This window comes from Flavobacterium aquicola, assembly GCF_003385115.1.
GTDB classification, from domain to species: domain Bacteria; phylum Bacteroidota; class Bacteroidia; order Flavobacteriales; family Flavobacteriaceae; genus Flavobacterium; species Flavobacterium aquicola.
Genome location: NZ_QUNI01000003.1, coordinates 164,263 through 186,867, shown reverse-complemented (window position 1 = coordinate 186,867; position 22,605 = coordinate 164,263). Strand labels below are relative to the sequence as shown.

The window sequence follows — 22,605 nt, the reverse complement described above, 5'->3', positions numbered from 1 at the left end:
TTGAAATTTTAGTGATGTAAAACTACTTCTCCTTCTTTCATTGGAACTGTCTGAGGTACAAAATCCTCTTCATGTCCAGGATTACTGTAATCATAAGGCCAACGGTGTACGTGAGGAATTTCTCCTGGCCAGTTACCGTGGATATGCTCTACTGGAGTAGTCCATTCTAAAGTATTAGATTTCCATGGATTTTGAACTGCTTTCTTACCGTAGAAAATACTAACGAAGAAATTGTACAAGAATACTAATTGGAAAGCTCCACCGATCAAAGCAAAAGTTGTAATCAATACGTTTACATTTTGCAAATCATCAAAAAGTGGGAAGTTTGTATTTGTATAATAACGTCTTGGCAAACCAGCTAATCCAATAAAGTGCATTGGGAAGAAAACTCCATAAGCACAAACCGCAGTTACCCAGAAGTGAACATAACCTAAATTCTTGTTCAGCATTCTTCCGAACATTTTTGGATACCAGTGATAAACACCCGCAAACATACCGTATAGTGCAGATATACCCATTACCAAGTGAAAGTGAGCAACAACAAAATAAGTATCGTGAACGTTAATATCCAAAGTACTGTCTCCAAGAATAATTCCAGTTAAACCTCCAGTAATGAAAGTAGAAACTAAACCAATAGAAAACAACATCGCTGGATTCATTTGAAGATTACCTTTCCAAAGTGTAGTGATATAGTTAAATGCTTTTACAGCAGATGGAATCGCAATCAATAATGTTGTAAAGGTAAATACAGATCCCAAGAACGGATTCATACCAGAAATAAACATATGGTGACCCCAAACGATTGTTGACAAAAATGCAATAGCTATAATTGACATAATCATCGCTCTATAACCAAAGATAGGTTTACGAGAGTTTGTAGCAATAATTTCAGAAGTAATACCCAAAGCAGGCAAGATTACGATATATACCTCAGGGTGACCTAAGAACCAGAACAAGTGTTCGAAAAGTACTGGAGAACCACCTTGGTAATGTAAAACTTCACCAGCAATATAAATATCAGATAAGAAGAATGAAGTACCAAAACTTCTATCAAAAATCAATAATAAAGCTGCAGATAATAAAACAGGGAAAGAAACAATACCAATAATAGCTGTTACAAAGAAAGCCCAGATAGTAAGTGGCATTCTTGTCATTGACATACCTTTTGTTCTTAAGTTAATAACTGTAACAACATAATTCAAAGATCCCATTAAAGAAGAAGCAATGAATATTGCCATAGAAACCAACCATAAAGTCATACCCAGTCCTGAACCAGGGATAGCTTGAGGCAAAGCACTTAATGGAGGATAGATCGTCCAACCTGCAGAAGCTGGTCCAGCTTCAACAAAAAGAGAACAAATCATGATTACACTTGATAAAAAGAATAACCAATACGATATCATATTCATAAAACCGGAAGCCATATCTCGGGCTCCAATTTGAAGTGGTATCAGTAAATTACTAAAGGTTCCACTCAAACCGGCTGTTAATACAAAGAATACCATTATAGTACCGTGGATTGTAACTAAGGCCAAATAAATATCATTAGCCATTACACCGTTTGGCGCAAATTTATCACCCAACAAAACATTAAAAATTTTGAAAGACTCTTCTGGCCAAGCCAATTGCATTCTAAATAGCAAAGACATACTTACACCGATAACACCCATTATGATACCAGTTAACAAATATTGCTTAGCAATCATTTTGTGATCAATACTAAAAATATATTTAGTAATGAAAGTGTCTTTATGGTGGTGTTCGTGTTCGTGATCGTGTCCGTGATCGTGACCTTCTGCTGACATATATTTATACTTTAAATTTTCTTAATAATAATTATTTCATTGCTATTTTCGCAACAGCTGCAGTATCCTTTGCAACAGTTGTATCTTTCGCTGAAGAAGCATCAGGTGCAGCTGGCTCAGCTTTAGAAGCCTTTACTTCAGCAACTAAATTAGTTTTTTCGCTTAACCATTTTTTATAGTCTTCAGGTGTATCAACTACAACTTTCATTTGCATGTTATAGTGAGAAGAACCACAAATCTTGTTACACAATAACAAATATTCAAAAGTGTAAGGATCTAAACCTGGCTCACCTTTAGCAACTAATTCTAAACTTTTCTTAGCTCTGATTGCATTAATATTAGCAACTTTCTCAACCATATAAGGTAATGCTTGATATTCTGCCGTTGTATAAATTGGTGTAAAAGCAAACTCGGTAACCATACCCGGAACACAGTTCATCTGCGCTCTGAAATAAGGGAAGTAAGCTGAGTGCAACACATCTTGTGATCTCATCTTGAAATGTATCTTTTTACCTTTAGGAATATGTAATTCAGAAACTACAATATCATCCTGAGCATAAGGATCTGACAAATCAACACCTAAAGTATTAACTCCTTCAATTAATCTAACATTTGCTTTACCTAAAACATTATCAGCACCGGCATATCTTGCAGTCCATTTAAATTGCTGAGCATATAATTCAATCACTACAGTGTCATCATCCTCATCAATAAACATAATATTTGTCCAAGCATATAATCCATAAAGAATCAATCCAGCCAATACTACTGCAGGAATAACACTCCAAATTGCTTCTAACTTGTTGTTATCAGCAAAATATAAGGCTCTTTTATCTTTATTACCTCTGTATTTGAAAGCGAAGTAATGCAATAAAACTTGTGTAATTGCCTGAACTGTAAAAATTAACACCCAGGTAATATTCATTAGACGATCAATTGTAGCTCCATGATCAGAAGCTGGAGTATGGAGCACTAAGTGCCCCCATGTATAAACTCCGTATATTGTAAAGATATAAATGAATGCTAAAAATCCAAACATCAAATACCCTTGTACATTATTATCATCATCATTTGCAACCTGTGAATCGTCCGAATCCAAAGAAACTTGCGTCAAATCGAATATCTTCGTCAATTGCCATATTGCAACAGCTAATAAAACTAAAACTATAACTACCAACAAACTTGTCATCTGTTTATCCTTTAAATATTAATAATGAAAATGTTTACTCTCGTCAATGAATGGATTTCTTTTTGCCAACAAAGGAGCTTTAGTTAATGCTGAAAATACAACAAAAATAAATAATCCAAGGAAGAATAAAACGGATGCAATTTCTGGAATACCAATAAACCAACTACTTCCTACAGTACCAGGCATAATCATATTAAAGAAGTCAATATAATGACCTAATAAAATTACAATACCTGCCATAACCAAAACCCAAGTGATACGTTTGAAATCTGTATTGATCAAAATTAAAACAGGGAATAAGAAATTCATAACAACAGCACCAAAGAAAGGCAAGTTATACTCTTGAATTCTTGTAATGAAGTAAGTAATCTCCTCAGGGATATTAGCATACCAAATCAACATAAATTGAGAAAACCATAAGTAAGTCCAAAACACACTAATACCAAACATAAATTTAGCTAAATCATGAACATGACTAGTATTTACATGCTCTAAATATCCTCTAGATTTCAAGTAAAGAGTAACCATACAAATCATAGTAATACCGCTTACAAAGAAACTTGCGAATACATACCATCCAAACAATGTACTAAACCAATGCGGATCAATTGACATAATCCAATCCCAAGACATAATAGACTCAGTAACGATGAAGAAAACCAAAAATCCAGCGGAATAATTAAAATTCTTTTTATAGAAACTATTATCATTAGACTCATCTTGAGCTAAACAATTTTTTCTTGAGAAATAACGATATGCATTCCAGCCAGCTAAAAATATTGCTGCTCTAACTATCCAAAAAGGAAAATTCAAGAAACCAGATTTAGTTTGGATTAATTCGTCATGTTTTACAACTTCAGGATCTAACCAAATAAACAAATGATTAAAGTGAAGACCGCAAAGTACAAGTATTATAAAGAATATAACAGAACCTACTGGCAAGTAAGCAGTAATCCCCTGCATTACTCTAAACAAAACTGGAGACCATCCAGCTTGTGCAACTTGTTGAATAGCATAAAAAGCCAAAGTTCCCAAAGAAAGCAGCATAAAGAAAATACAAGCTACATATAATGCTGCCCAAGGTTTGTTACTTAATTGATGAAGTACATGCTCTAAATGCTCTTGATGCTCAGTATCAGCTTTAACCTCATGCTTTCCTGCCTCAGCTTTTGCGTGTTCTGGTGCTTCTGCTTCATGAGCAGCTTCAGAACCATGAGCAGAAGAAACTGCTTCATGATGCCCTCCATGTGAATCAGCTGCAAGAAGAGCTTCAACTTCTTGAATATTTTTAGGTGCACTCAAAAAACCATATCCAATTCCTAAAAGACCAACGGCCATTAAGACGAAAGAAAAAGTTTTTAATTTACTTGAAAATGTATACATATCTATTACGATCAGTTTGTTCAACAATTATTATTGTGCTTTTAGTTTAAGAACATAGTCAGCTACTAACCAGCGTTCGTGAGCACTCATTTGATTAGCATGTGAACCCATAGCATTCAAGCCATAAGTTTCTACATAAAAAATACTTCCTTCAGTAAGCTCTCTATCTTTATAATTAGGAACACCAAGAAATTTTTCTCTTTCAACTAATTTCCCTTTACCATCACCAGCAGCACCATGACAGCTAATACAATAAATTTCAAAAAGCTCTTTTCCTTTATCAGAGTTTCTATCTAATGAATCTAAAGGAGATTTTAAATTGGCTTTAGCTAAAGCATATCCTTCTGGAGTATTTTCATATTCAAAAGGCTCAAAACCTCTATTGATAGAACCTGCAGCAGGAAGCTGCCCTTCTTTACCATTTTTAAACACATCAACTGGAGCCGTACTATAAGTTTCAGCACTTACTGCCTCGTACATATTAGGCATATATTGATAATTTGGACTGTCACTATGACGACATGACGAAACCATTACCATTAAACCAAATACAAATGTTATTTTATATAAACTTTTCATATCTACAATTAATGCTTTTCAATTACTTTAACTTCTACTGCACCTGTTCCTTCGAAAAAAGAAACTAATTCCTCTTCATTATTATTAACGGCAACTTCCATTAAAAAATGATCATCAGTAGTTCTTACATCTGGGTTTTCAGCTTCTTTAAACGGCCATAATCTACTTCTCATATAAAAAGTGATAACCATTAAGTGAGCTGCAAAAAATACAGTCTCTTCAAACATAATAGGCACAAAAGCCGGCATATTATCAATATAACTAAAACTAGGTTTTCCACCAATATCTTGAGGCCAATCCTGTATCATTATATAATTCATCATCCAAGTTCCAAAAGACAAACCACACAACCCGTAAATAAAAGCACATATAGCTAAACGTGTAGGTGCAAGTCCCATTGCCTTATCCAACCCGTGAACTGGAAATGGCGTGAATACTTCTTCAATATGATGATGAGCTGCGCGTGTCTTTTTTACAGCATCCATCAAAATATCATCGTCATTATAAATGGCGTATATAACTTTATTACTCATGATGTGAATGTTTATTAGCTTCTCTTTCTTTAATATAATTTTCTCCTGTAGCTTTCAATATTGTTTTAACCTCTGCTTGTGCAATAACAGGGAATGTTCTTGCATACAATAAGAATAACACAAAGAAGAAACCTATTGTTCCGATAAAAATTCCGATGTCAACAAAAGTTGGAGAGAACATAGTCCATGAAGATGGTAAATAATCTCTATGCAATGAAGTTACGATAATTACAAATCTTTCAAACCACATTCCAATATTTACTACTATCGAAATAATAAAAGAAAACATAATACTTGTTCTTAATTTTTTGAACCACATGAATTGCGGAGAAAACACGTTACAAGTCATCATTGCCCAATAAGCCCAAGCATATGGTCCAGTTGCTCTATTCAAGAAAGCGTATTGCTCATACTCTACTCCAGAATACCATGCGATGAATAACTCCGTAATGTAAGCAACCCCAACGATAGAACCTGTAATCATGATTACAATGTTCATCAATTCGATATGCTGAATAGTGATATAAGCTTCAAGATTAATAACTTTTCTCATAATAATAAGCAAAGTATTTACCATCGCAAATCCAGAGAATACCGCTCCTGCAACGAAGTAAGGAGGGAAAATTGTAGTATGCCATCCAGGAATTACCGAAGTAGCAAAGTCCATAGATACAATAGTATGCACAGAAAGTACAAGAGGAGTTGCTAAACCAGCAAGAACCAATGAAACTTCTTCAAAACGCTGCCAGTCTTTAGCTCTACCACTCCATCCAAAACTTAGGATAGAATAAACTCTCTTATTGAAAGGTGTAATTGCTCTATCACGCAACATTGCAAAGTCAGGCAATAATCCAGTCCACCAGAAAACTAACGAAACAGATAAATAAGTAGAGATTGCAAATACGTCCCAAAGCAATGGTGAGTTAAAATTCACCCAAAGAGATCCAAACTGGTTCGGAATTGGTAATACCCAATATGCTAACCAAGGACGCCCCATGTGAATAATTGGAAACAAACCTGCTTGAATTACAGAGAAGATTGTCATCGCTTCTGCAGAACGGTTAATCGCCATTCTCCAACGTTGACGGAATAATAAAAGTACTGCAGAAATAAGTGTTCCTGCGTGACCAATACCAACCCACCAAACGAAGTTAGTAATATCCCAAGCCCAACCAACTGTTTTATTTAATCCCCAAGTACCAATACCTGTAGACACTGTGTATATAATGCAGCCCAATCCCCAAAGGAAGGCTATTAATGCGATTGAAAATACAATCCACCATTGTTTGTTTGCTTTACCTTCGATAGGTGCTGCTACATCAACAGTTATATCGTGATATGATTTATCACCTATAACTAAGGGTTTTCTAATGGCTGCTTCGTAGTGAGACGACATAATCCTTTATTTGATTCTTAATTAATAATTTTTGTACTAGGTATTTCTAACTTTAACGTGGTATACAACATTTGGTTTAGTACCAACATGCTCTAATAAATGATAACTTCTTTCGTCTTCTGCCAATTTAGCAACCGCAGCTTCTTTATCATTAACATCTCCAAATATCATTGCTCCAGAAGAACAAGCATTTGAACAAGCAGTTTGGAATTCACCATCTTTTACTGATCTTCCCTCGTTTTTAGCTTTCAAAATTGTTGCTTGTGTCATTTGAATACACATAGAACATTTTTCCATTACTCCACGAGAGCGAACATTAACATCAGGATTTAAAACCATACGTCCTAAATCATCATTCATATGATAATCAAATTCACTGTTTTTGTTGTATAAGAACCAGTTGAAACGACGTACTTTATAAGGACAGTTGTTAGCACAGTAACGAGTACCAACACATCTGTTATAAGCCATTTGATTTTGACCTTGGCGGCCGTGTGAAGTTGCAGCAACAGGACAAACTGTTTCACAAGGAGCGTGATTACAGTGCTGACACATTACTGGCTGGAAAGAAACCTGTGGATTATCTCCTGCTTTTTCCATTTCATTAAAAGTAGACAATGAACTAGATAAACCAGCTATATTTTCTTTTCTTTCGTTATCACCTTCAAAAGTGCTTTCAGAAGAATAGTATCTATCAATACGCAACCAGTGCATATCCCTGCTTCTTCTTACTTCATCTTTACCAACTACAGGTACATTGTTTTCAGCATGACATGCAATTACACAAGCACCACAACCAGTACAAGCATTTAAGTCAATAGAGAGATTAAAATGATGTCCAGTAGAACGGTCAAATGAACCCCATAAATCTACTGAAGTAGTTGGAACTTCTTTATGATCTAAAGACACCATAGGTTTTTCGTTCCAAATCTCAGCATCTTCCTCATTAAAAATTTTAAGAGTAGTTTCTTTAATGATATCTCCTCTACCCATTAATGTTTTCTGACCTTGAACACAAGCAAATTCGTGTTCTCCTCCAGCTTTTACAATTGTAGCAGTTTGTACATTATTGAAACCAGCATATAAAGCATAGGCATTAATACCTACCTGCATTTCTTCTTTTAAAGCTGCCTTACGACCATAACCTAAAGCCATACCAATAGTACCAACAGCTTGACCTGGCTGTACAATTACAGGAACATTTTCAAGTTTTACGCCATTAGCAGTCAAAGTAGCATAACTACCGTTTAATCCTCCATTAGCAACGATTTCATTTGTCAATCCCCATTTTTTGGCATCAGCATTAGAAACAGTAACATAGTTGTCCCAAGATACTCTTGTTAATGGATCAGGAAATTCTTGCAACCAAGGGTTATTGGCTTGCTGCCCATCTCCCATTCCAGTTTTAGTATACAATACTAATTCTAAACCAGCAGATTTAGATTGTGCCAATGCATTTGCTGCACCAGTATAATCAGCAGTACCACCTGCAGCAGCAGGAACTACACCAACATACACACCATCATGTAAAACTTTATTCCAAGAAGTACCTACAGTTATTGAAGCTGAAAAAGCTTTCAAATAATCGTAATATGTACCAGAAATACCGTTTATTGATAATAAGATATCTTGAAATTGTTTTGTATCGAATAATGGACGAATAGTTGGCTGAGTCAAACTATAAGTACCTTTTGTCAAAGCTAAATCCCCCCAAGCTTCCAAGTAATGAGGAACTGGAGCTGCGATTGTAGACAAAGAAGCAGTTTCATCTTCTTTTAATGATAATGCAACTGAAGTTTTTACTTTTTTCAATCCCTCAACAAATGATTTACTATCTGCCAAAGTATATACTGGATTAACTCCGCTCATAATTAATGTATGAACACTTCCTGCATTCATATCTTTTAATAATTGAGCAACTTTCTCGTTTGATCCTTTACGTATTTGTCTCGTTCCAGAAGTGCTAAAAGATTCACTTGCCAAAACCTGATTAATTGCCAATACTAATAATTGGGCATTTTTATCCTGAATACCTGATACTAAAACCCCTTTAGATCCAGCAGCTTTAAGCTGTTGAGCTGCTTTAGTCACATCTGCTTTGAAAGCAGCATCCAATGAACTAGCAACTGATCCACCAGTTACCACATTATATATTTGAACTAATGCCTGTTTTTGATTAGCTGTTGACATTGCAATACGCTTATCAGCAGCAGCACCAGATAAAGTCATATTAGACTCTAATTGTATGTGTTTTGATATTGTTTTCTTTCCAGCAGAACCCGATGGAATTCTACCTTTAGCATAACCAGCATCATATCCGCCACCTTGCCAATCCCCAAGGAAGTCAGCTCCAACAGAAAGGATTAATGAAGCTTTTGAAAAATCATAATCAACTAAAGCTCTTTCTCCGTATACAGTTTCAAAAGCATCTAAAGCTTCAGAAGAAGAAACAGCATCATATACAACATGTTTAGCATTTGGATTTTTACCAATAAAGTCAGCAATTAACTTTTCAGTAGATGGACTTGCCAATGTATTTGTTAAAAATACAACTTGTCCTCCTTTTGCTTTAGCATCAACAATACTAGATTTAATTTTTGAATCTACTGCAGACCAAGAAGCTTTTTTAGCATCAAGTTTAGGCTCTTTCAAACGCATATTATCATACAAAGACAATATAGAAGCATGAATTCTAGCATTTGCAGAAAATTTAGCACCCGCAATAGTGTTATTGTCTATTTTAATTGGACGTCCTTCACGAGTTTTTACCAATAGATTTGCAAAATCAAAACCATCAAAAACTGAAGTTGCATAATAATCAGCTACTCCAGGAACGATTTGTTCCGGCTGCAAAACATAAGGAATTGATAAATGCACAGGACCCTCGCAAGCAGCAAGAGAAGCTGCAGCTGTACTAAAACCAACGTACTTTAAAAAGTCACGACGTGTAGTTGAAGAAGAAGACAAAGCCGCTTCATTTCCTAAAAACTCATCAGTAGGAATCTCTTCAACAAATTCGTTATTTCTAAGCGCCTCAACAATAGAACTATTTCCGTCTAGCTCTTCAACACTTTTCCAGTATTTTTTGTTTGATGACATATTATATATAAATATTAATCTTAATAATTTCTTTTTTGCTCTTTCCTTTAATTTCAATCACTTTTACGTGATACAATTAAATTCTTAATAGTGACATTTACCACACTCTAAACCACCCATCTGCGCAGCTGTAAGCTTGTCGACACCATACTTTTTAGAAAGTTCTTCATGTATTTTTTTGTAATACTCATTACCTTCCATTTTAACATCAGTTTTTCTGTGGCAATTAACACACCATCCCATTGTTAATGGAGAGAACTGTTTCATTATTTCAAATTCCTGAACAGGACCGTGACAAGTTTGACATTCAATACCAGCTACAGTAACGTGCTGAGAGTGATTAAAGTAAACAAAATCAGGTAAGTTGTGGATACGAACCCATTTCACAGGTTCAGTTTTTCCAGTATAAGACTGCGTACCTGCATCCCAGCCAACAGCTTTGTATAGTTTTTGAATTTGAGCATCGTAAAAAGCTTTGCTGTATTCTGGAGTCGCAGTAGTTTCAGCAACTTCACTGATACTTTTATGACAGTTCATACAAACATTCAACGAAGGAATACCAGCAGTCTTGCTTACACGAGAAGCAGAGTGACAATATTTACAGTTAATCTCATTGTCACCAGCATGAATTTTATGAGAGTAGTGAATTGGCTGAATAGGCTGATAATCCTGATCTACACCAACCTGCATCAAAAAGCCATACACTAAATAAGCCCCTGCAAGCAGCATAAATATTGCCGATACCAGAACTAAAAATTGATTTTTCACAAAAGCTTTCCAAATTGGCAATGTCGGCTCTTTTTTAGCAACTTCAATACCATTTGCAGCAGCTACTTTACGCAGTACTTTGTTTACCAAAACCAACATTACAATAAGTATTGCCATCACTAATGACAATGCACCTAAAATAACATTATTAGAAACACCATCTTCTTGAGAAGCACCAACAGCAACAGTTGCAGCACCACCAGCTGGAGCAGCCGCAGCTTCTGCCTTTGGCTCAGAAGTATAAGCTATAATATTATCAATATCTCCTTCGGACAACTGAGGAAATGGAGTCATTGGAACTTTATTGTTTTCTTCAAAAACTTTAACAGCAGCAGCATCACCAGATTTAATTAAATCTCCACTATTATGAACCCACTTGTAAATCCAAGCCATATCATGTTTAGCAGATATACCTCTTAAAGCAGGACCAGTTGATTTAGCATCAAGCTTGTGACATGCAGCACAATTGGTGTTAAAAAGTTCTTTACCTTTTGCCGCATCACCTCCAGAACTCGCTGCTGGAGCTGCTGTAGCATCCGCAGCCGCTGGAGCTGCATCCTGAGCAAATGAAGCTACGGAAATACTCAACATTAATGCTAAGCTTAAAAATAATTTCCTTGAATTCGAATTATGGTTACCCACCTTTTTCATATTAATATATTGATTATCTACTAAAAATTGTTCGCTTATTGTCAAATAAACTAGAAGACGAAACCCTCCTTATTTTAAAAACTGCGACAAAAATACGACTTAAGAACTATTCTCAAAACCTTAAAATAATCTTAATTATAATTTATATCAAATCTAAATAAGAAATGTAATTTCAATTTCCTGTTAAAATGTTACTTTTGTAAAATAAATAATCAGATTATGAGATTTTTAAGACCAGCCCTACCATTATTATCAGCAGTTTTATTTTGCAGCACTGCTATGAAAACTGTAGCCCAAAATTCGAATTTAACACTAAATCAGGATCAAAAATTCGAACAATTACTGACAGAAAAAAGAAAATCGAACCCTAATTTATCCTATAACGATCGATACAAAATTCAAATTTTCAATGGAGTAAGCGAAACTGCAAAAAAAACTTTATCTGAATTCAAACAAGAATTCAAAAACCTTGACGGAACTATTATTTTCAACACACCTAATTATAAAGTTTGGGTTGGAAATTTCAGAACTAGAATGGAAGCAGAACGCAATCTTGTTGATATTAAAAAAAGATATAAAAACGTTTTTTTAATAAAGCCCAGCAAATAGATTTTAAGCAATAAGCAACACTTAAAGCCATTCTTATTTTGTAAGTTTTTTAATGATTTCCAAACCAAATTTAGAAGCGACCTGCGATATAAACTCATTGAAATCTATTACAGAATTCTCATTTGCAGCATCAGAAATAGTGCGGATAATTACAAAAGGTATACCATACTCAAAACACACCTGAGCCACAGCTGCTCCTTCCATCTCTACACATAAAACATCTGGAAGGACAGCTAAAATATTTTCTTTTTCAAGATTACTGGAAAAAAATTGATCACCGCTTGCAATTTTCCCGATCATTACTTTTTGACTTGTCAATGAAAATTTTTCCTGTTGTATTAAAGAAAGCAGATTAATCAGATTTCCATTTTCAACTAACTCACCAATCCTTACAATTGTGTTATCCAAAACTTCTTTTGGAGGATAGAGCTCTGTTATACCTAGGAGCGGAATTTCAAATCGTTTCATAATTGGCCGAGCATCCAAATCATGCTGCACCAGACTATTTGCAATAACAATATCACCAATATTAAGATCTTTACTAATTGCTCCCGCAACTCCAGTAAAAATTAATTCAGTAATACCAAATTCAACAATTAAATGAGTTACCGTAGTTGCAGAAGCCACTTTACCCCAACGGGAAAACACTACTACAGCCTCAACATTATTGATTGTCCCTGTATAATAGGTCCGCATTCCTTTTACTATTTCTTTTTTATCTTTTAGCAGGGAAACAACTCCATTTATTTCTTCGGGCATTGCACCCAGTATTCCAATTCGTTTTTCTTTCATTATAAAAAAATCATTTTAAATTATTAAACTTTTAATCTAGACGGGAGTACAGTTACAAATAATCACAAAGAAACAATACACCTACCCTTAGCCACCAATCTTTTGCAAATTCACATTTTTTAAGTGAACAAAATTCATCGCAGCTTTCGCAAAGAAATCGTAACATATATCAGGAAACTCGATTCATAAAAGCATCTTGTTATTCGCCTCAAAAAAATTAACGATCTAGTTCAGATTATAAACAAAAAAATCCCAACGAATTGGGATTTTAAATTATATAAACTGATTATTATTTCAATTTCTTTTTGATGGCAACTTCATGATAAGCTTCAATAACATCCCTTTCTTCGATGTCATTATATCCTTTTATCTGAATACCGCAATCGTATCCTTTAGCAACTTCTTTCACATCGTCTTTAAAACGTTTCAATGCAAGAAGTTCTCCAGTAAACACAACAACTCCATCTCTAATAATTCTGATTTTAGCATTTTTGGCAATTTTACCATCCATAACCATACAACCAGCGATAGAACCAACTTTAGAAATTTTGAATATCTCTCTAATTTCTGCAGTACCAAGAACTTCTTCTTTCATCTCAGGAGCTAACATTCCTTCCATTGCATCTTTCAAGTCATCGATAGCCGCATAAATAATAGAGTAGTAACGGATATCAATTTCTTCTTTATCAGCCAGCTGTCTCGCATTACCTGCAGGACGAACATTAAATCCGATAATAATTGCATCTGAAGCAGAAGCTAACATAACATCAGTTTCAGTAATCGCTCCAACTCCTTTATGAATGATATTAATTTGAATTTCTTCAGTAGATAATTTAGAGAACGAATCAGATAAAGCTTCAACAGAACCATCCACGTCTCCTTTAAGGATAATATTTAATTCTTTAAATTGACCTAAAGCAATTCGACGTCCAATTTCATCTAGGGTAATGTGTCGTTGTGTACGAACAGATTGTTCACGCATTAATTGAGAACGCTTAGCCGCAATTTGTTTTGCTTCTTTTTCGTCTTCAAAAACATTAAACTTGTCACCCGCAGTAGCAGCACCATCTAATCCTAATACAGATACCGGAGTTGAAGGTCCAGCTTCTTTCACAATATTTCCTCTTTCATCATGCATGGCTTTAATTTTACCATGATGTTTTCCTGCCAACATGTAATCTCCAACTTTCAATGTCCCGTGTTGCACTAATATCGTAGACACATATCCTTTTCCTTTATCCAAAAATGCTTCTACAACCGTTCCTTGGGCTGCTTTATTTGGATTCGCTTTCAAATCTAAAATTTCAGCTTCTAATAACACTTTTTCCAATAAATCTTTTACACCTGTCCCAACTTTTGCAGAGATATCATGTGATTGGATTTTTCCACCCCAATCTTCTACAAGCAAATTCATACCTGCCAAACGCTCTTTAATTTTCTCAACATTAGCATTTGGTTTATCAATTTTATTGATAGCAAATATAATTGGCACATTAGCAGCTTGTGCGTGAGAAATAGCTTCTTTGGTTTGTGGCATAATATCATCATCCGCTGCAACAACAATAATAGCGATATCTGTAACTTGAGCACCACGAGCACGCATCGCCGTAAAGGCTTCGTGACCCGGTGTATCAAGGAATGCAATTTTTTGACCGTTATCCAATGTTACTCCATAGGCACCAATGTGCTGTGTAATTCCTCCAGATTCTCCAGCGATAACATTCTCTTTACGAATATAATCCAGTAAAGATGTTTTACCGTGATCCACGTGACCCATTACAGTTACAATCGGCGCTCTGAAAACTAGATCTTCTTCTTTATCCTCAACAACCTGAATCGCCTCTTCAATATCAACGGTAATGAATTCTACTTCATATCCAAATTCATCTGCAACAATTGTTAATGTTTCTGCATCCAAACGCTGATTTTGAGTAACCATGATTCCAAGAGACATACAAGTTCCAATCACTTTTGTAATTTGCACATCCATCATGATTGCAATTTCACCTACAGTAACAAATTCAGTAACTTTAATAGTTTTACTTCCTTCATCTAAAGCTCTTTGCTCATCATCAGATTTCTGACGGTGCGTATCTCTTTTATCTCTTCTATATTTTGCAGCTTTAGATTTACCTCCTTTACCTTGAAGTTTCTCTAAAGTTTCACGAATTTGATTTTTAACTTCTTCTTCTGTAGGCTCAACCTTTGCAACAATTGCAGGTCTATTCCCTTTTACAAAACCAGGCCTTGCGCTTCTATTCGCATTAAAACCGCCACCTCCAGTATTTGGAGTAATTTTGTTAGGATTTGGTGCCCCAGGAACACCAGGAGTTGCAGGAGGTTTTGGCGCTCCTGGTTTCGGAGCAATTCTCTTGCGCTTATTTTTATTAGCATTACCTGCACCAGGTACTCCAGTAGCACCAGGTTTGTTAGGCGTAATTTTCGGATCTTCCTTTTTCTTCTTAGGTTTATTAAATTGAGACAAATCAATAACCTGACCAGTTAAGGTTGCACCGGAAAGTTTTTGGTATTGAGTAGTTATAGATTCCTCAACTGGAGATTCATTTACAGAATCGTCTGCCTTTTTCTCAATAACAGCTTCCGGTTGTTTAACATCATTCTTAACTTCTTTAAACTTCGGTTTATCTTTAACCTCATTGTCTTTAGAAACAGGAACCTCTTTTTTGCTTTCTATCGGAACTTCAACTTTTACAACAGGCTCAGTTTCTTTCTTAACTTCTTCTTTAACAACAGGCGTTTCGTTTGAAGTTACCTCTACAGGAGCAATTACTTTTTCAGCAACAACAGGTTCAGGTGCAGGAGTGGCTTTTTTAGGATTAAGATCAATTTTACCAACTTGAACCGGTCCAGACAATGTAGCTCTGGCTTTAATTACTTCTTGTTGTTTCAAACGCTCTTCTTCTAGTTTGCGTTTATCTTCAACTTCTTTTTCACGCTCAATACGCAACGCTTCTTTTTCTTTTCTTTTCTCCTCACCAACTTCTTTAGAAGCTTCCTTATTCCCCTTGTCGCCTGCAAACTGACTTTGTAGGATATTAAATTCATTGTCAGAAATTTTAGCATTTGGATTTGCATCAATAGCAATTCCCTTATCCTTAAGATAATCTACAGCTCTTTCTAACGAAATATTTAATTCCCTTAAAACCTTGTTTATTCTAATAATTCTCTCTTCAGACATAAAATCTTTTTATTTTTACCTTATTCGTTGTTCCATTTTTACTTTACATTAAAAATAGAAATTTATTTTATATGAGGAATTAACAGCCTGTTAACTATCAAACTCTTCATTTAATATTCTTATTACATCTAAAATCGTTTCCTCTTCTAGATCTGTTCTTCTAACCAAGTCTTCAACGTCGTGTTTTAAAATACTTTTTGCAGTATCTAAACCAATTTTTGCAAATTCCTCAATAACCCACTCTTCGATTTCATCTGAAAACTCGGTTAATTCAACATCATCATCATCAGCAGTAGTTCCTGCAACATCACCTTCACGAATTACATCTAATTCATAACCTGTTAACTGTCCAGCCAAACGAATGTTATGACCTCCTCTACCGATTGCTTTAGAAACTTCTTCCAATTTCAAAAACACTTCAGCTCTCTTTGCTTCTTCATTAATTTTGATAGAAGAAACTTTAGCAGGACTTAACGCTCTGGTAATATACAATTGAACGTTGCTTGTATAGTTAATTACGTCGATATTTTCGTTTCCTAATTCACGAACAATTCCGTGAATACGAGATCCTTTCATACCAACACATGCTCCAACTGGATCAATACGATCATCATAAGAATCTACAGCTACTTTTGCTTTTTCACCAGGAATTCTCACTACATTTTTAACCATAATTAAACCGTCAAAAACCTCTGGGATTTCTTGTTCAAATAATTTCTCCAAGAACTTATCTGAAGTTCTAGACATAATAATTTGAGGCTTGTTCCCTTTTAGTTCAACACTTTCAATTATACCTCTAACGTTATCTCCTTTACGGAAGAAATCAGAAGGAATTTGTTTTTCTTTTGGCAAAATAATTTCGTTTCCGTCATCATCCACCAAAATTACAACTCTTGGACGAACATGATGTACTTCCGCAGTATAAATATCTCCGATAATATCTTTAAATTGCTTGTAAAGATTAGTATTATCGTGTTCGTGTATTTTTGAGATTAAGTTTTGTCTTAAAGCCAATATCGCTCTTCTTCCTAAATCTATCAATTTAACCTCTTCTGAAACTTCTTCACCAATTTCGAAATCGGCTTCGATTTTTCTAGCTTCAGTTAATGTAATTTCCTCATTTTCAAAATCCAAATCCTCGTCAGCAACGATTACTCTTCTTCTCCAGATCTCCATATCTCCTTTATCAGGATTTATGATGATGTCAAAATTATCATCTGAACCGTATTTTTTCTTCAATGCATTTCTAAATACATCTTCCAAAATTGCCATAAGCGTTACACGATCAATAAGTTTATCATCTTTAAACTCTGAAAATGAATCGATTAATGCTAAATTTTCCATGCGAATTCTTTAAATTAAAATGTTACTGTAACAACTGCTTCTTTAATGTCTGCGTAAGGTAGCTGCAATTCTTTTTGAACCGTCTCTTTTCCCTTACCCACTTTTTTGGCTTCTCTAGCTTTCCAAGACAAAATTATAAAAAGATCATTAGCTTCAACTAATTCTGCTTCAATATTTTCGCTATTGGTTTTAACAATTAAAGTTCTGCCAATATTCTTTTTATACTGTCTAACTAATTTTAGAGGTGAACCAACTCCTACCGAAGCTACCTCTAAAGAGAAATCTTGCTCTTCTCTATCCAAATTTCCTTCAACAGCACGACTTAAATCAATACAGTCTTGCAAAACCACTCCATTATCTCCATCAATCCCAATAATAATTTTAAAACTATCCGTTACAGTCAAGTCAATTAAAAAAACAGATGGTTTTTCCAGAAGAGCCTCTTCTACTACTTGCTTTACTTTCTCTTTAAATGTCATATCTTTATAAAAAGAGGGGACATTAGTCCCCTCATTATTTAAACTTTACTAAATAACGGTGCAAATATAGTGTTTTTTTATAAATCAAAAAATTGATTACTATTAAAAAAAAATATATCTTTAAACTATAATTAATAAACAGTTTAAACAAACCCAAATTACCATGAAAAAAATTCTTATCCCAACTGATTTTTCAAAATATGCTGACGAAGCCATAGAAGTTGGAGCACAAATTGCAAAAGAGAATAATAGCGAAATTGTATTAATTCACATGTTAGAATTACCTACTCACATGAACGATGCAATATCAAACGAAACAAGCATACCAGAGATCATGCTTTTTAAACGCAAAGCAGAAGAAACACTAAAAAGCATAAAAACTCGCCCTTATCTGTCGGAAATTAAAGTTACTGAAATAGTGCGATTGGATGGTGCTTCTAAAGGAATCAACAATTACATCAAACAAAACAATGATTTCGATTTAATCATAATGGGTTCTCACGGATCAACAGGCATAGATGAAATCTTTATTGGATCTAATACCGAAAAAGTAGTCAGAGAATCAGAAATCCCAGTATTAGTTATTAAAAACAAAATAGAAAACTTTAAAGCCAAAAATCTAATTTTCGCTTCTGACTTTTCAAACGAAATCAAAAAGCCTTTCAAGAAAGTCCTGGAATTTTCTAAATTATTTGAATCAAAATTAAATCTAGTAATGATCTGCACGCCAAACAGCTTCAAAAGCACTTCAGCTGCACATAAAATCGTAAACGAATTTGTATCCGAATTTGACATGCCAGAATATTCTTTTGAAATATACAACGAAAGCAATATTGAAAAAGGAATAATAAATTATTCAAATGAAAATAACGGAGACATAATTTCCTTCTGCACTCATGGAAGAACTGCATTGAGTCATTTCTTTACAGGAAGTATTTCTGAAGATTTAGTAAATCATTCTTCTAAACCAGTACTGACATTTAAAATATAACCTTTGTAATACAAAACAAAAGCCTCTCAATCGAGAGGCTTTTGTTTTTATTATTTACAGCTTAAATTTATTCCATAAAAAAAGCCTCTCGATTGAGAGGCTTCTTATGTTGGTCTACTAGGACTCGAACCTAGAAAGACTGCACCAAAAACAGTTGTGTTACCATTACACCATAGACCAGCTTTACTGCGAGCATTTCTGCTTAGCGAGTGCAAATTTAGAACAAATTCCTAGTTGTGCAAACTTTTTTGCTCTTTTTCTTCAAAAAAATTAAAGAAATTTTCAATTTAAAAATCAAAATCTGATTAAAATACTGAATTCCAAACCGTTTAGCAAAATGATTATTTTCATTAAAATTATAATAATGCGACTTCACTTTAAAAAAAAAAACATTTTCTTTGTATCGCTTTTAAAACATATAAAAAAAACAGAAGACAAGTATATGACATCATTCAATTTCAACAAATGGAATACCATTACAGGTTGGTTTGCCTTTTCAATCGCTTTAATAACTTATACGCTTACTGTTGAGCCAACCATGAGCTTTTGGGATTGCGGGGAATATATTGCTACTGCTGCAAAACTAGAAGTAGGACATCCGCCAGGAGCTCCTTTGTTTCAAATGATCGGTGCCTTTTTTGCAATGTTTGCAATAGACAAAGAACATATTGCACTGATGGTAAACATGACTTCTGTCTTTTCTAGTGCTTTTACTATCCTATTTATGTTTTGGTCATCTACGATGATTTTAAAAAAAATCATTAGCCAGTATTCTGAAATCAACAGCAGTAATTCAGTTGTAATAATAGGAAGCTCATTAGTAGGCTCCCTTGCGTATACTTTTTCAGATAGTTTTTGGTTTAATGCAGTAGAAGCCGAAGTATATGCAATGGCAAGCTTCCTAATCTCATTACTACTATGGTTAGGTCTGAGATGGGAGCAGGAAATGGACACGCCTAGAGGGCATAAATGGTTACTTTTAATTTCACTTGTAGTTGGATTATCATTTGGAGTGCACTTCATGGCCTTGTTAACTATTCCTGCGATTGGATTTTTATATTATTTTAAAAATTATAAAGTAGTAACAGTAAAAAATTTCATAATCGCTAACATTGTAGTTGTTTCTGTTTTACTTTTCATATTCAAATTATTATTACCGTTAACAATGGCATTCTTTGGTAAAACCGAAGTATTCATGGTGAATTCAATGGGACTGCCATTTAACTCAGGAACTATTTTTGTAACATTATTACTAATAGCTTTCTTCTATTTTGGATTAAATTACACTCGCAAAAAAGGACTAACACACTACAATACACTTATTCTATGTATCCTTTTTATTCTTATCGGATTCTCGACTTGGTTAATGCTACCTATCCGTGCCAACTCAGATACTGTCATTAACGAAAACAAGCCATCTGATGCTGCTGAAGTTTTAGCCTACTACAACAGAGAACAATACGGAGTAAATCCTTTATTTTACGGACCTCAATACACCGAAGCCTTCACAGGCCTAGACCCAGAAACACCGTATTTAGACAAAGCTCCAAACTACGAACGAGATTACAAAACAGGTAAATATGTAATTGTAAACAATTATAAAAATGCCGAGCAAAATTCGGACGATAGTCAAAAAACTATTTTACCAAGAATGTGGAGTACAGAACATATTGAAAACTACATAAACTTTACTCATCCGCCAGCATTTAGAATAGACCCTAATCATGATTATGATGAGGATTTAGTAAAATATGGTTTAGACCCTAGTAAATTAAGTGAAGAAGATTACAACAAAGCAATTGCTCAGTTAAAAAACGAAACCGAAAAAACCGTATCTGAGTTCAGACAAGCCTATGCTCAAAAACAAATTGACAATGATGGATATGTTTCTTTCCTAAAGCATTATAAAGATTACCTAATAATCGAAAAACCTACTACTGCAGACAATTTCAGCTTTATGTTTGAGTATCAATTTGGCTACATGTACTGGAGATATTTAATGTGGAATTTTGTTGGAAGGCAAAATGATGAACAAGGAAGATATGATTATATTGACGGCAATTGGATCAGCGGTATTCCATTCGTAGATAATACACACATCATTTCGCAAGACAATCTGCCAACAGACGCTTTAAACAACAAAGGCAGAAACGTCTATTTCTTTTTGCCATTTATACTTGGCTTAATTGGAATTATGTACCATGCCACTAAAGACAGAAAAAGCTTTTATGTTCTCTTTGCTCTTTTCCTTTTTATGGGAATTGCATTAAAAATATATTTAAATGAAAGACCATTCGAACCACGCGAAAGAGATTATGCCTTAGTAGGATCTTTTTTTGTATTTGCTATCTGGATTGGTTTTGGCGTGTATTCGCTATATGAAAGTTTTCAAAAATATGTTTCCTCAAAAATTGCCGGTCCAGCCATTATAGGAGCATCTTTATTAGCCGCACCGATATTAATGGCTTACCAAAACTGGGACGATCATGACCGTTCTGGCAAATACACAGCAACAGCAATGGCCAAAGCGTATTTACAATCCTGTGATCCAAACGCAATTTTATTCACTATCGGAGACAACGATACCTTTCCGCTTTGGTATGCCCAAGAGATAGAAGGAATCCGCACCGACATTAAAATTGTAAACACCAGCTTGTTCATGACCGATTGGTATATTGACCAAATGAAAAGAAAAGCATACGAATCAAATGCATTGCCTATCTCATTTACACACGATGAGTATGTAGGTGACAAACTCGATTATGTTGCATTCATTGATAAAACACAAAACCGCTGGGATTTAAAAGGTTTTCTAACATTTATAAAAGATCCAAGATCTACTGTAGAAATGCAGAACGGACAGACTATACACTACTATCCAACCAATAAATTAAGAATCCCTATAGACAAAGCCAATATTATAAAAAATAAGGTTGTTAATCCAAAATTATACGATTCTATTGTTCCTTACATTGACATTGATATAAAAGGAGGTGCTATTTACAAGAATAGACTAATGATGCTGGATCTTATCAACAACAACAACTGGAAAAGACCCGTTTATTTTAGTGGAGGAGCTTTCGACCCTGAAGATTATTTATGGATGAAAGACTATCTTCAATTAGAAGGCATGGTATATAAATTAGTTCCAATAAAAACAGTATTACCAGAAGATTCTAGTCAAATGGATATGGGACGAATTGACACTGATAATATGTATGCCAAAGTGATGGCATGGGACTGGGGCAACAGCGACAGTGATAAAATATACCACGATCCAGAAACCCGAAGAGAAAGTCTTACCTACAGAATGAATCTGGCACGATTGATGAAACAGCTTATCGCAGAAGGAAAGACAGACAAAGCAAAAAAAATCATTGAATTAGCAATGACAAAAATGCCTTTGGATAAATTTGGCTATTATGCATTAGTTCAACCATTTGCTAAAGGATATTATGATGTTGGCGAAAAAGCTAAAGCACATGATTTACTTGAAAAATTAATCAATAAGTATCACGAAAACCTAAATTACTACGCTAAATTGGCTCCGTCAGAACAATCAGATGTGAGTATTGAAATTGTAACAGATCTTGAACGTTATAGAAGTCTATTGACTGTAATGCAGGAAAGCAAAGATGCTGAATATTATAATTCCAGCAAAAAAACATTCAACACTTATATTGAAATTTTCGCCCGTTTTGGACGCAAAAAAGAGTAGATATTTTATACAAATTCAACCGAATAAAATGTAGTGCAATGTAAAAATGCACTACATTTTTTTTGCTTAA

15 protein-coding genes and 1 tRNA gene are annotated in these 22,605 nt (G+C 34.5%); 3 read left to right on the top strand and 13 right to left on the bottom strand.

Annotation, left to right across the window (positions count from 1 at the left end):
* Positions 1 to 8: 8 nt before the first annotated feature.
* The 8 genes from C8P67_RS05865 to C8P67_RS05830 all read right to left on the bottom strand — a co-directional run bounded on the left by C8P67_RS05865 (position 9) and on the right by C8P67_RS05830 (position 11,403).
* Entirely contained in the window at positions 9 to 1,805 is a 1,797-nt protein-coding gene (locus C8P67_RS05865; protein ID WP_115811329.1) for a cytochrome c oxidase subunit I, read from the bottom strand.
* Between the two features lie 31 nt (positions 1,806 to 1,836).
* Positions 1,837 to 2,994 carry a cytochrome c oxidase subunit II gene (locus tag C8P67_RS05860; RefSeq protein WP_115811327.1) on the bottom strand — a complete coding sequence of 386 codons (1,158 nt, stop codon included), beginning with the start codon at positions 2,992 to 2,994 and terminating at the stop codon, positions 1,837 to 1,839.
* Between the two features lie 18 nt (positions 2,995 to 3,012).
* On the bottom strand, positions 3,013 to 4,377 hold the full coding sequence (locus C8P67_RS05855) for a quinol:cytochrome C oxidoreductase (RefSeq protein WP_115811325.1): 1,365 nt from the start codon (positions 4,375 to 4,377) through the stop codon (positions 3,013 to 3,015).
* A 30-nt stretch (positions 4,378 to 4,407) separates the two neighbouring features.
* Positions 4,408 to 4,956, bottom strand: a complete 549-nt coding sequence (locus C8P67_RS05850) for a c-type cytochrome (protein WP_115811323.1) — start codon at positions 4,954 to 4,956, stop codon at positions 4,408 to 4,410.
* A gap of 8 nt (positions 4,957 to 4,964) precedes the next feature.
* Complete coding sequence (locus tag C8P67_RS05845) at positions 4,965 to 5,489, bottom strand: DUF3341 domain-containing protein (RefSeq protein WP_111409729.1); 525 nt, start codon at positions 5,487 to 5,489, stop codon at positions 4,965 to 4,967.
* Positions 5,482 to 6,885: an NrfD/PsrC family molybdoenzyme membrane anchor subunit gene (gene nrfD, locus C8P67_RS05840; RefSeq protein WP_115811321.1), complete on the bottom strand. Its 1,404-nt coding sequence runs from the start codon at positions 6,883 to 6,885 to the stop codon at positions 5,482 to 5,484. Before nrfD ends, C8P67_RS05845 begins: the two co-directional genes overlap by 8 nt.
* 36 nt (positions 6,886 to 6,921) lie before the next feature.
* Positions 6,922 to 9,984 (bottom strand): TAT-variant-translocated molybdopterin oxidoreductase, encoded by a 3,063-nt coding sequence (locus tag C8P67_RS05835; protein WP_115811319.1) that lies wholly within the window; start codon positions 9,982 to 9,984, stop codon positions 6,922 to 6,924.
* An 84-nt stretch (positions 9,985 to 10,068) separates the two neighbouring features.
* Positions 10,069 to 11,403: a cytochrome c3 family protein gene (locus C8P67_RS05830; RefSeq protein WP_115811317.1), complete on the bottom strand. Its 1,335-nt coding sequence runs from the start codon at positions 11,401 to 11,403 to the stop codon at positions 10,069 to 10,071.
* Between the two features lie 219 nt (positions 11,404 to 11,622).
* Between C8P67_RS05830 and C8P67_RS05825 the strand changes: the two genes are divergently transcribed.
* A complete protein-coding gene (locus C8P67_RS05825) occupies positions 11,623 to 12,012 on the top strand; it encodes an SPOR domain-containing protein (RefSeq protein ID WP_170141417.1) in 390 nt (129 codons plus the stop codon).
* Between the two features lie 33 nt (positions 12,013 to 12,045).
* On the opposite strand, the gene C8P67_RS05820 is transcribed toward C8P67_RS05825, so the two are convergent.
* From C8P67_RS05820 to rimP, 4 genes are all read right to left on the bottom strand, one after another.
* Positions 12,046 to 12,804 (bottom strand): 5'-methylthioadenosine/adenosylhomocysteine nucleosidase, encoded by a 759-nt coding sequence (locus C8P67_RS05820; protein WP_115811315.1) that lies wholly within the window; start codon positions 12,802 to 12,804, stop codon positions 12,046 to 12,048.
* Positions 12,805 to 13,093: 289 nt separating this feature from the next.
* Positions 13,094 to 16,003 (bottom strand): translation initiation factor IF-2, encoded by a 2,910-nt coding sequence (infB, locus tag C8P67_RS05815; protein ID WP_115811314.1) that lies wholly within the window; start codon positions 16,001 to 16,003, stop codon positions 13,094 to 13,096.
* A 90-nt stretch (positions 16,004 to 16,093) separates the two neighbouring features.
* The gene (gene nusA / locus C8P67_RS05810; RefSeq protein WP_115811312.1) at positions 16,094 to 17,347 is read right to left on the bottom strand and encodes a transcription termination factor NusA; all 1,254 of its coding nucleotides are present in this window, start codon (positions 17,345 to 17,347) and stop codon (positions 16,094 to 16,096) included.
* Between the two features lie 14 nt (positions 17,348 to 17,361).
* A complete protein-coding gene (gene rimP / locus C8P67_RS05805) occupies positions 17,362 to 17,826 on the bottom strand; it encodes a ribosome assembly cofactor RimP (RefSeq protein WP_115811310.1) in 465 nt (154 codons plus the stop codon).
* A 163-nt stretch (positions 17,827 to 17,989) separates the two neighbouring features.
* Between rimP and C8P67_RS05800 the strand changes: the two genes are divergently transcribed.
* A complete protein-coding gene (locus tag C8P67_RS05800; RefSeq protein WP_115811309.1) occupies positions 17,990 to 18,817 on the top strand; it encodes a universal stress protein in 828 nt (275 codons plus the stop codon).
* 109 nt (positions 18,818 to 18,926) lie between these two features.
* Here the strand turns inward: C8P67_RS05800 and C8P67_RS05795 are convergent.
* Positions 18,927 to 18,997, bottom strand: a tRNA-Gln gene (locus C8P67_RS05795).
* 262 nt (positions 18,998 to 19,259) lie between these two features.
* Between C8P67_RS05795 and C8P67_RS05790 the strand changes: the two genes are divergently transcribed.
* On the top strand, positions 19,260 to 22,535 hold the full coding sequence (locus tag C8P67_RS05790; RefSeq protein ID WP_115811944.1) for a glycosyltransferase family 117 protein: 3,276 nt from the start codon (positions 19,260 to 19,262) through the stop codon (positions 22,533 to 22,535).
* Positions 22,536 to 22,605: the final 70 nt, after the last annotated feature.